Genomic DNA, 11,621 nt, shown 5'->3' with positions numbered 1-11,621 from the left:
CCCTCGACAATAAAAATACCGGCCAGTATAGAAAGCTCTTGACGCACCGCAGCGCGATTTCTATACCAGTCGGTATGGAAGTGATCCGTCACCTTCGCAACCGGGACCAGACGAAGGAGCCGCCTATGCGTCAGCCTTGCAACCAGCGGGATCGGGCCACGGCCTGAACCATCGGCGCCTCGCGGTGCCGATCCACATTCGAGGCCAGCCTTTTCGGCGTGCGGGCATTGCCCGGGCGAGGGGAGGTCCGTGCCTTCGCGACAGCAAATCGCCGGTGATCCCGTGGTCAGGTGCCGCGGGCAGGGGAGCGGTACGTCCGCCGCCGGCAGGAAGGGAGAAGAACCATGGCCTATCTGAACTTCGCCGCGCTGCAGGGCAGCCCCGTCGCCGTGCCGACCGACGTCGCCTCGGCGCCGCGCACCCAGACCGGCTTTTCCGCGCTCGAATGGCAGGTCGTGGCGATCGCCCAGCACGATCGGCTGTCCTCGCTCGAAAGGCCGGGCCGCCTCGCCACCGCGCTCACCATGATCTTCGGCGGCCAGCGGCCCAATCCCGCGCTCGCCGATTCGCGTCTCGAGGCGCTCCGCCGTCTCGCCGTCCTCGCCTGGCACAAGGGCTATTCGGTGCCGCGCGCCGCGATCCGCGCCTTCCACGAGGCGGGCTTCACTCTCGAACAATATGAAACGCTGCTCGCCAGCATCAGCCGGGGCCGGGCAGCCCTCAATCAGGGAAATCGTGCATGAACATGATCACGCGTATCGATCCGGTCGAGCCGAACGCGGCCGAGCCGGGTCCCGTCGACGGCAAGCGCCGACCGCTCTGGCAGAAGGGCGCCTTCGTTGCGCTCCCCGTCCTCCTCGTCGCCGGTGGGGTCGGCTTCTTCAACCGCCAGGCGCCGGCGATCGCCGCGCCGCCGCCGCCCACCGTCACCGTCGCCCAGCCGCTCGTCCGCGAAGTCAATGAATGGGACGATTATGTCGGTCGCTTCGAGGCGAGCCGCAGCGTCGAGGTGCGCCCGCGCGTCTCGGGGCAGGTCGTCGGCATCCACTTCACCGACGGCGCGATCGTTCAGAAGGGCCAGCTTCTCTTCACGCTCGACGCGCGCCCATTCGCCGCGGCGCTCGCCGAGGCGCGGGCGGGTCTCGCCACCGCGCAGAGCGACCTCGCGCTCGCCCAGTCCGATCTCGGCCGCGCCGAACGGCTGGTCGCGGCCGAGGCGGTGTCGAAGAGCGATGTCGAGCGGCTCCAGGCCCGCGTCCGTGCGGCCCACGCCTCGGTCGCCGCGGCGCAGGCCCGGGTCCGCGCCCGGTCGCTCGACGTCGAGTTCACCCAGGTCCGCGCTCCGATTGCCGGCCGCATCTCGGACCGCAAGGTCGATGCCGGCAATCTGGTCGCGGCTGGGGAAGGGGCGGGCGGCTCGCTGCTCACCACGATCAACGCGCTCGATCCGATCTACTTCACCTTCGACGGATCGGAGGCCCTGTTCCTCAAGGCCAAGCGCGCGGCTGCGGCGGGCGGCAAGGAATCGCCGGTCGAGATCCGCCTCCAGGATGAGACCGACTATCGCTGGAAGGGCCATCTCGACTTCACCGACAACGGGCTCGATCCGCGCTCGGGGACGATCCGCGGCCGCGCGGTGCTGACCAATCCGGGGATGTTCCTCACCCCCGGCATGTTCGGCAACATGCGGCTCTCGGCGGGCGGCACCGCCACCGCGCTGATGGTGCCCGATGCCGCGATCAGCACCGATCAGGCGCGCAAGCTGGTGATGGTCGTCGGGCCCGACGGCACGCTCCAGCCCAGGCCGGTCGAGGTCGGGCCGGTGGTCAACGGTTTGCGCGTGATCCGTTCGGGGCTGAACCGGAACGATCGCGTCGTCATCGCCGGCGCCCAGCTTATCCAGCAGCCCGGCATCAAGCCTCAGATCAAACAGGGCAAGGTCGAGCCGCTCAAGGCGGCGGAGACCCCGGTCATCTCGGCTCCGGTCACGGGCGAAGCGACCTTCGCGCGCTGACCGACCTGCCGCCGGGCGGTCCCCAAGGCCCGGCGGCAGGACCCAAAACCTTCCGTTCGGCCTGAGCTTGTCGAAGGCCCGGTGCCGCATGCGTTGCGCGCGTGGCTAGAGCCCTTCGACAGGCTCAGGGCGAACGGATCGAATAATCCCTCCAGCGAGGAGTAGGCCCATGCGCCTCTCGCGTTTCTTCATCACGCGCCCGATCTTCGCCGCGGTCATCGCGGTGATCATCACCATCATCGGCGCGATCGCCTATGTGGGACTTCCCGTCTCGCAATATCCCGACATCGTCCCGCCGACGGTGACGGTCACCGCCTCCTATCCCGGCGCATCGGCCGAAACCGTCGCCGAGACGGTCGCCGCGCCGATCGAGCAGGAGATCAACGGCGTCGACGACATGCTTTACCAGTCGTCGCAGTCGACCGGCGACGGCAACGTCACCATCACCGTGACGTTCAAGTCGGGCACCAATCTCGATAACGCGCAGGTGCTGGTGCAGAACCGCGTCGCGGTCGCCATCCCGCGCCTGCCCGAGGAGGTACAGCGGCTCGGCGTCGTGACGCGCAAGACCACCCCGGACTTCCTGATGGTGGTCAATTTGATCTCGCCCGACAAGTCGGTCGATCGCAGCTATATCTCCAACTATGCGCTCACCCAGGTGAAGGACCGCCTCGCCCGCGTCGAGGGCGTCGGCGACGTGCGCATGTTCGGTGCGCGCGACTATGCGATGCGCGTCTGGATCGATCCGGGCCGCGCGGCGGCGCTCAACCTCACCGCGGGCGACATCGTCCAGGCACTGCGCGCGCAGAACATCCAGGTCGCCGCCGGTTCGCTCGGCCAGCCCGGTTCGACGCCCAGCGGCAACGCCTACCAGCTCAACATCGAGACGCAGGGTCGTCTCAAGAATCCCGGCGAGTTCAGCCAGGTCGTGATCCGCACCGACGCCGACGGCCGCCAGGTGCGCGTGAGCGACGTGGCGCGCGTCGAGCTCGGCGCGGCCGACTATTCTTCCAACACCTATCTCTCGAACGAGCCCACGGTGATCCTCGGCGTCTTCCAGCGCCCGGGCTCGAACGCGCTCGCCGCCGCGCAGGCGATCGAGCACGAACTCGAGGCGATGTCGAAGACCTTCCCCAAGGGCCTCGAATATCGCGTCATCTACAACCCGACCGAGTTCATCTCCCAGTCGATCGACGCGGTCTATCATACGCTGGCCGAGGCGATCCTGCTCGTCGTGCTCGTCGTCATCGTCTTCCTGCAGAAGTGGCGCGCGGCGATCATCCCGGTGATCGCGATCCCGGTGTCGCTGATCGGCACGATGGCGGTGCTGCTGCCGCTCGGCTATTCGCTCAACAACCTCTCGCTGTTCGGCCTCGTGCTGGCGATCGGCATCGTCGTCGACGACGCGATCGTCGTGGTCGAGAATGTGGAGCGCAACCTCGCGCGCGGCATGACCCCGCTCCAGGCGGCGAAGACGTCGATGGACGAGGTGTCGGGCGCGCTCGTCGCGATCGTGCTGGTGCTGCTCGCGGTGTTCCTGCCGACCCTGTTCCTCAACGGGCTGTCGGGGGCCTTCTACAAGCAGTTCGCGGTGACGATCTCGGCCGCGACCGCGATTTCGCTGCTCGTCTCGCTCACGCTTTCGCCCGCACTCGCCGCAGTGCTGCTGCACGGGCATGAGGGCGAGCCCAAGGGGCCGATCGCCCGGGTGCTGCGCCGTGGCGCCGATCTGTTCAATGCCGGCTTCGAACGGCTGAGCGTCGGCTATGCCAAGCTCACCCGCGTGCTGGTGATGCGGCCCAAGCGGATGATGGTGACCTATGTCGGCCTGATCGCCGCGACGATCGGCATGTTCTGGGTGACGCCGGTCGGCTTCATCCCGCAGCAGGACCAGGGCTATTTCCTGACCGTGATCCAGCTGCCGCCGGGCTCCTCGCTCGAGCGGACCGACGAAGTGATGCGCAAGGTCGTCGCGCGCATCCTGCCGATCAAGGGCGTCAAGGGCTCGGTGATGCTCGCCGGCTTCGACGGCCCATCGCAGACGCTCGCCCCGAACTCGGCTGCTGCGTACGTGCCGTTGCTCTCCTTCGAGGAGCGCAAGAAGCTCGGCGTCAGCTTCGAGGACATCATGGGCGAGGCGCGCAAGCGCACCGCGGACATCAACGAGGCGATGTTGCTCGTCGTGCCGCCGCCCGTCATCCAGGGCATCGGCTCGGCCGGCGGCTACCGGATGATGATCGAGGACCGTGGCGAGCATGGCTATGAGGCGCTGGGCAAGACCGCCTATGGGCTGATCGGCCAGGCCAACCAGACCGAGGGCCTCAAGCAGATCTACACCTTCTTCAACACCGCCACCCCGCGCGTCTTCGCCGATATCGATCGGCGCAAGGCCGACATGCTGGGCATTCCGCCCGAGCGGGTGTTCGAGGCGCTCAACGTCTATCTCGGCTCGGCCTTCGTGAACGACTTCAACATGCTCGGCCGCACCTATCGGGTGACCGCGCAGGCCGATGCGCCGTTCCGCGCCACCGAGGCGGACATCGCCAACCTCAAGACCCGTTCGAACTCGGGCGCGATGGTGCCGATCGGTTCGGTGTCGACCTTCGAGAACAAGACCGGGCCGTATCGCGTGACGCGCTACAACCTGTTCCCGGCGGTCGAGGTCGATGGCGACACCGCGCCGGGCTACAGCTCGGGCCGCTCGCTCGACACGATGGAGCAGCTCGCGAGCCAGCTGCCCGCTGGGTACAGCGCGGAGTGGACCGGTATCGCCTATCAGCAGAAGATGGCGGGAAGCACCGCGGGCCTCGTCTTCGCGCTGGCGGTGCTGTTCGTCTTCCTTGTGCTGGCGGCGCAATATGAGAGCCTGACCATGCCGCTGGCGATCATCCTGATCGTGCCGATGTGCCTGCTCGCGGCGATGGCGGGCGTGAACCTCCGGGGGATGGACAATAACGTCCTCACCCAGATCGGCCTCGTCGTGCTGATCGCTTTGGCCGCGAAGAACGCGATCCTTGTGGTCGAGTTCGCCAAGCAGGCCGAGGAGGAGGATGGCTTGTCGCCGGTCGAGGCGGCGGTGCGCGCCGCGCGCGATCGCCTGCGGCCGATCCTGATGACCTCGTTCGCCTTCATCCTCGGCGTGGTGCCGCTGCTGATCGCGAGCGGGGCGGGGGCCGAGCTCCGCCAGGCGCTGGGCACCGCAGTGTTCTTCGGGATGATGGGCGTGACCGCGTTCGGCCTGCTCTTCACGCCGACCTTCTACGTCGTCTGCCGCGAGCTTGGACAGCGTCTCGCGCGCAGGCGGCGTGGATCGGGCGGAGAGGCCGAACCCGTGCTGCAGCCGGCGGAGTAACCGATGTTGTCACCCTCACCCTTCCGCGGTCTTCGGCCGCTCCCTCCCTCTCCCGTCGGGAGAGGGAAGGGGCCCGCTCGCGAAGCGAGTGGGAAGGGTGAGGGCGATCGAAGCTTAAGGACGCACATCATGCGCAATTTCCTGATTACCGCCTCCGCGCTCGCGCTCGCCGCCTGCGCCGCCGGCCCTGACTATGTCGCCCCGGTCCATCCCCAGACCGCTGCCGGCAATTTCGTCGCCACCAGCCCCGCGGTCACTCCCGAGCCCGTCAAGGGCGACTGGTGGCGGCTTTACAACGATCCGGTCCTCGACCAGCTCGTCACCGACGCTCTCGCCGCGAATACCGACGTCCGCGTCGCCGTCGCGCGCATCGCCCGCGCCCGCGCGGCGCTGCGCGGCGCCAATGCCGACCGGCTGCCCCAGGCGAGTGTGAGCGGAAGCGCGAACTATGGCCGCGTCCCCGAAAGCCAGCGGCCCGTCGGCGCGCCGCGCGAGGACTGGCAGATCGATGCCGGGCTCGATGTCAGCTACGAAGTCGACCTGTTCGGCCGCGTCTCGCGCGGGGTCGAGGCGGCGCGCGGCGACGTCGCCGCGGCGGAAGCCGATGCCGATGCGGTGCGCGTGATCGTCGCCGCCGAGACTGCGCGCGCCTATGCCGACGCCGCCTCTGCCGCCGAGCGGCTCGCAGTGGCCGAGCGCATCGTCAAGCTGCTCGACCAGTCGATCGACCTGACCGAGCGCCGCCGCAATGTCGGCCTCGCTACCCGCCTCGACACTGCCCGCATCGGCGCGCTGCGCAACCAGCGCCAGGCCGAGGTCCCCGCCTTCGCTGCCGAGCGCGACGCGGCGCTGTTCCGTCTCGCCACGCTCACCGGCCGCACCCCCGCCGACCTGCCCGACACCGCCCGCGCGCGGACCGAGACGCTGCGACTCAACCAGCCGATCCCGGTCGGCGACGGCGCGGCCTTGCTCGCCCGCCGTCCCGACATCCGCGCCGCCGAGCGCCGCCTTGCGGCGAATACGGCCCGGATCGGCGTAGCCACCGCGGACCTTTATCCGCGCATCACCTTGGGCGGCTCGGTCGGCTCGACCGGCAACGACGTCGGGGAGATCTTCGGCGGCGGGCCGCTGCGCTGGCTGCTCGGCGGGCTGCTAAACTGGGCCGTGAACCCCGAACCGGCACGGGCGCGCGTGCAGGCTGCCGAGGCCGACACGCAGGCCGCGCTCGCCACCTTCGACGGGGTTGTGCTCGGCGCGCTGCAGGAGACCGAGACCGCGCTCTCGGCCTACGCCCATGCGCTCGAGCGCCGTGCCGCGTTGCAGGCCGCGCAGACCGAGGCGCAGGCCGCGGTCAACATCGCCCGCGCCCGCCAGCGCGAAGGCGATATCGACTCGCTCGCGCTGCTCGACGCCGAACGCACCTTCGCCGATGCCGAGGCGGCCCTCGCCGCTGCGGACGCGCAGATCGCCGATACGCAGGTCGATCTGTTCAAGGCGCTCGGGGGAGGGTGGCAAACCGCACGCACTTGATCGTCACCCCCGCGAAAGCGGGGGCCCATCTCCTGAGCGAGCGGCAAAATGCACCGGTGCATTTGGGGATAGCGTGGGAGATGGGTCCCCGCTTTCGCGGGGATGACGTATGGGTTGTGGCTGGCGTGGCCTACCGCCCCTTCCGCTCCTCCGCCGTCCGCAGCAGGCGCAGCACGTTCCCGCTCCACATCTTCTCGATGTCGGCCTTCGAATAACCCGCCTGGCGCAGCCGCGCGGTGACCTTGGGCAGCGCGTCGATGTCCTCGAAGCCGGGGACGCCGCCGCCGCCGTCCCAATCGGCGCCGAAGCAGACATGGTCGACGCCAGCCACTTCGATCAGGTGGAGCACCAGCCGCATATAGGTCTCGAAATCGGCCTGCTGCGACGGCGCCGTCGCCTCGATCTCGCGCAAGCGGCGGGTGAGTGCGGCGACCTGCTCGGAAGTCAGTCCCAGCTTGCCGGCGTCTTCCAGCTTGTCGGAGATCTCCGAGCGCTCGGCATTGGGGTTGGACGCGCCCAGATAGGCGGCGTTGGCGCAGATCGCCCCGCCCGATGCGGCGAGCCTGCGCAGGCGCGCATCGTCGAGGTTGCGGGCATGGTCGAAGATCGCCTTCGATCCCGAGTGCGACAGGATCACCGGCGTTTTCGATAGCGCTATCATCTGGTCGAGCACCGCGTCCGAGGCATGGCTCGCGTCGAGCACCATTCCCAGCCGGTTCATCTCGGCGACCCATTGCCTGCCCAGGGGGCTGAGGCCGTTCCACTTCGGCTTGTCGGTCGCCGAATCGCCGAACTGGTTGTTGCGGAAATGCACGGGCGAAGCCATGCGCACGCCGCGCCGATAGAATTCGCCGAGCAACGAGAGATCCTCGCCCAAGGGATAGCTGTTCTCGATGCTGATGAAGGCGAAGCGCTTGCTCGCCTTGTCGAGCCGCGCGGCGTCGCTCGCCTTGGTCGCCAGCCCGATCCGGTCCGGGAACTTGGCCAAAGTCGCGTGGATCTCGTCCGAGCGCCTGAACGCGAAGTCCTTGGCGGCGGCATAGCCTTCCGGGGTCAGAGGACCCGATGCGGTGTAGATCACGAAGAACCCGCCATCGAGGTCGCCCGCGTCCATGCGGCCCAGATCGACCTGCGCCGGATCGGTGGCATGATCGTGCCGCTCGCCGAAGCTCCAGCCGGGACGGCTGAAATGGACCGGCGTGTCGAGATGGGTGTCGAGCGTCAGCAGCCGCTTGTGCAGATCGGCATCCTCGCCCGGCGCGGCGCGCGAGGCGGCGCAGGCGGTGGTGGCGAGCAGGGCAAGCAGGACGAGCTTCTTCATCGGGTACCTCGCAGAAATCGCCCGCAGCTATGGCGTGGGCGGGGAGGGGCGTACAGCCCGCCGGAAGTGGTCTCGGCATAGCTTGGCGGAATATATCGCTCGCGCGGAGGGGCGGCTGACACCCTGTTGCTCTGGAGCCACGTTTTCGCCGGGAGCACGATTCCAGACACAATCTGTACTTGTATGTGAAAATTGTTAGCGCTAATAAACATGCATGGAACCCGCCCGTCAGAGGCGGGAAAAGCGCGGATGGGTCGAGTCGCGGCATGGGGCCGGATTCCTCCTCTGCGGATTGGGAGGGGGAATTTGATGACTGAGGTTCGTTCGGGTTTTGGCGGATCGCGCGCCGGATTGATTCGCCGCGGTGTTTCCACTCTCGCGCTGGTCGCCACCAGCTGGGCAATGCCCGCTTTCGCCGCCGATGATCCCATCGTCGCCGCCGCGCCGCCGCAGGATCAGGCCCAGCCTGCCGATCAGACGGCGCCCGCGAGCGAGGCCGCGCAGGACGACGACGTCGTTGTCACCGGCATTCGCGCCTCGCTCACCAGCGCGCGCAACATCAAGCGCAACGCCGACCAGATCGTCGACTCGATCTCCGCACAGGATATCGGCGCGCTTCCCGATCGCTCGGTCTCGGAGGCGCTCCAGCGCATCCCCGGCATCACGCTCCAGCGCACCAACGAGAATCGCGATCCCGCCCGCCTCGCGGCGGAAGGCGGCGGCGTCTTCATCCGCGGCCTCTCCTGGGTCCGTTCCGAAACCAACGGCCGCGACGTCTTCTCGGCGAACAACGGCCGCGGCCTGAGCTTCGAGGACGTCTCGCCCGATCTGCTCGCCGGCGTCGACGTCTACAAGAACCCCTCGGCCGAAATGATCGAAGGCGGTGTCGGCGGCATCGTCAACCTGCGCACGCGCAAGCCCTTCGACCAAGCCGGGCAGGTCATCGCCGTGTCGGGCGACTACAACTATGCCGATATGCGCCAGAAGGGCTATTGGTCCGCCAACGGCCTCTACAGCAACCGCTGGGACGTCGGCCTGGGCGAGATCGGCATCCTGCTCTCGGGCAGCATCAACAATATCGGCAATCGTACCGACAGCATCCAGCTCGGCACCTACACGGTGCGCGCGAACGCCGGCGCGCCGGCGGGGTTCCAGAACATCCTGGTGCCCTCGTCGCTCGGCTGGCGCCGGATCGACTGGCAGCAGCGTCGTACTTCGTTCAACGGATCGGTTCAGCTTCGTCCCGATCCCGACATGACCTTCACCTTCGAAGGCTTCGTCTCTTCGGCCGATCCGAAGGACATGGAGCATGCCGAGGGCGTCTATTCGCTCCCCGACTATGATTCGACCTATCAGGTCAACGGCGACGGCGTGCTCCAGGCGGGCACCTATCGCAACGCCAACATGGACCTCGACACGCGCTACGGCGAGTCGCACAAGGTCACGCGCGACTATTCGATCAACTGGAAATGGACCCCCGGCGATCACTGGGCGGTCAGCGCCGACGTCCAGCGCGTGCACTCGACTTCGGACGTGCTCAGCTTCACCGCCTTCAGCGAATTCGGTGTCGCGCCCGGCTTCTTCGATGCGCGCCGTCCCAATATCGCGTTCGATCTGAGCGGCAACACGCCCAGCGTCACGACCACCGAGAACGGTGCGTCGCTCGCCGGCCAGGCCAATTACTGGTGGGCCGCGGCGATGGACCACATCGAGGACAATCGTGCGGGCCAGTGGGCCGAGCGCCTCGATGTCGAGTACAAGTTCAACGACGACAGCTTCCTCAAGTCGTTCCGCGCGGGCGTCCGCGCCACCGATCGCGAGGCCGTCACCCGCCAGACCGGCTATAACTGGGGCCTGCTCTCGAACCAGTTCTGGGGCAATGGCGGCGGCGCGCCGGTCTTCCTGAACCAGACCGGGTCGCCTGCGAACCCGGGCCTGCCGGCGCAGTCGGAACAGTTCAACTACGACGATTTCTTCCGCGGCAACATCGCCGTTCCGGGCGTGGGCTGGTTCCCGTCGGTCGATCTCATGACCAACGGCACCGCCAATGCCTATGAGTATCTCAAGGCCACGGAGACGTCGGGCTGGGGCTGGACCCCGCTGACCGAGAACAGCTACGCCTCCGCCAATCCCGCAGGCGACAATCCCTCGGGCGGCATCGCCGTCCAGCGCGAGAAGACGCTGGCGGGCTACGGCATGCTGCGCTTCGGTTCGGAGGGTCCGCTGCACTTCGACGGCAATATCGGCGTCCGCGTCGTGCGTACCAAGAACGAGGCGACCGGCTATCTCAGCGTCGGCTCGATTTCGAACGCGATGACGCCTGCCGCCTGCATCGCGCAGAACGGTGCCGCGGCTTGCGCCGGCCTCATCCAGGCGCTTGCCTTCTCGAACGCGGGCGCCGGCGGCCGGCTTGCCGACCAGACCTATTCCAACGAATATACCAACGTCCTGCCGACGCTGAACCTGCGGTTCTTCGTCACCGATCAGCTCCAGCTGCGCCTCGCGGCGGGCAGGGCGATCGTACGGCCGAACTTCTCGCAGCTGCGGCCCTATGCGACGCTCGGCTTCAGCCTCGAGACCAACGGCTATCAGCTGCGCGCGCAGCCCAACGGGCTGACCGGGCAGGCGGGCAATCCGTACCTGAAGCCGACCAAGTCGGATCAGTTCGACTTCAGCGCCGAATATTATTTCGGCAAGTCGAACAGCCTGACGTTCGCGGCCTTTTACAAGGACATCAAGGACTACATCATCTCGGGCAACGCCAACGAGACCTATACCAGCAACGGCCAGTCGATGACGTTCAATGTCACGCGCGCCGTCAATGGCGAGCACGGCAAGATCAAGGGCTTCGAGCTGGCCTATACCCAGTTCTTCGACATGCTGCCCGGCGTGCTCGGCGGGCTCGGCTTCTCGGGCAACCTGACCTATGTCGACAGCACCGGCGGCGCCAACCAGCCGGTCAACACGCTCGATCCCAACCAGATCAACAACGCGAACGACACGACGCTGCCGCTCGAGGGCATGTCCAAGTGGAGCTACAACGTCGCCGCGATCTACGAGAAGTACGGGGTCTCGGCGCGGCTCGCCTATAACTGGCGGTCGGAATATCTGCTGACGACCTCGGCGGCGAACCTCAACGCCCCGGTCTGGTCGGAGGATTACGGCCAGCTCGACGGCTCGATCCTCGTCAACATCACGAACAACATCAAGATCGGCGTGCAGGGCACCAATCTGCTCAACACGCGCACGTTCCTGGACGTCGGAGGTGCGGTCCTCCATCCGCGCTACAGCTGGACGGATACCGACAGGCGCATCGCCGGTATCATCCGGGCCAGCTTCTGATCCCAGAAACTTGGCGGCGTCCCCTCGGGGGCGCCGCCATCTTTTTTCCGGGTCCCGTCGCG

At 67.5% G+C, this 11,621-nt stretch carries 6 protein-coding genes; 5 read left to right on the top strand and 1 reads right to left on the bottom strand.

From position 1 onward, the window contains the following. Positions 1-344: 344 nt before the first annotated feature. The 4 genes from MT490_RS02230 to MT490_RS02215 all read left to right on the top strand — a co-directional run bounded on the left by MT490_RS02230 (position 345) and on the right by MT490_RS02215 (position 6,896). Complete coding sequence (locus MT490_RS02230; RefSeq protein WP_297383881.1) at positions 345-743, top strand: hypothetical protein; 399 nt, start codon at positions 345-347, stop codon at positions 741-743. After that, entirely contained in the window at positions 740-2,014 is a 1,275-nt protein-coding gene (locus tag MT490_RS02225; RefSeq protein ID WP_297383879.1) for an efflux RND transporter periplasmic adaptor subunit, read from the top strand. Before MT490_RS02230 ends, MT490_RS02225 begins: the two co-directional genes overlap by 4 nt. 169 nt (positions 2,015-2,183) lie before the next feature. Next, positions 2,184-5,366 (top strand): multidrug efflux RND transporter permease subunit, encoded by a 3,183-nt coding sequence (locus tag MT490_RS02220; RefSeq protein WP_297383877.1) that lies wholly within the window; start codon positions 2,184-2,186, stop codon positions 5,364-5,366. Positions 5,367-5,495: 129 nt separating this feature from the next. Further along, entirely contained in the window at positions 5,496-6,896 is a 1,401-nt protein-coding gene (locus MT490_RS02215; RefSeq protein ID WP_297383876.1) for a TolC family protein, read from the top strand. 130 nt (positions 6,897-7,026) lie between these two features. Here the strand turns inward: MT490_RS02215 and MT490_RS02210 are convergent, their stop codons facing one another. Further along, complete coding sequence (locus MT490_RS02210) at positions 7,027-8,217, bottom strand: dipeptidase (protein WP_297383875.1); 1,191 nt, start codon at positions 8,215-8,217, stop codon at positions 7,027-7,029. A 309-nt stretch (positions 8,218-8,526) separates the two neighbouring features. Between MT490_RS02210 and MT490_RS02205 the strand changes: the two genes are divergently transcribed. Continuing rightward, on the top strand, positions 8,527-11,559 hold the full coding sequence (locus MT490_RS02205; RefSeq protein WP_297383873.1) for a TonB-dependent receptor: 3,033 nt from the start codon (positions 8,527-8,529) through the stop codon (positions 11,557-11,559). Positions 11,560-11,621 lie beyond the last annotated feature (62 nt).

Origin of the sequence: Sphingomonas sp., assembly GCF_026460985.1 — a bacterium.
Classification (GTDB): domain Bacteria; phylum Pseudomonadota; class Alphaproteobacteria; order Sphingomonadales; family Sphingomonadaceae; genus Sphingomonas.
The sequence above is the reverse complement of the archived record's forward strand: the minus strand, read 5'-3'. Positions and strand labels throughout refer to the sequence as shown.

Excerpts from the sequence above, each read along its gene's own strand:
- MT490_RS02210 (WP_297383875.1), bottom strand. The coding sequence starts at position 8,217 with ATGAAGAAGCTCGTCCTGCTTGCCCTGCTCGCCACCACCGCCTGCGCC.
- MT490_RS02225 (WP_297383879.1), top strand. The coding sequence starts at position 740 with ATGAACATGATCACGCGTATCGATCCGGTCGAGCCGAACGCGGCCGAG.
- MT490_RS02205 (WP_297383873.1), top strand. The coding sequence starts at position 8,527 with ATGACTGAGGTTCGTTCGGGTTTTGGCGGATCGCGCGCCGGATTGATT.
- MT490_RS02215 (WP_297383876.1), top strand. The coding sequence starts at position 5,496 with ATGCGCAATTTCCTGATTACCGCCTCCGCGCTCGCGCTCGCCGCCTGC.
- MT490_RS02220 (WP_297383877.1), top strand. The coding sequence starts at position 2,184 with ATGCGCCTCTCGCGTTTCTTCATCACGCGCCCGATCTTCGCCGCGGTC.
- MT490_RS02230 (WP_297383881.1), top strand. The coding sequence starts at position 345 with ATGGCCTATCTGAACTTCGCCGCGCTGCAGGGCAGCCCCGTCGCCGTG.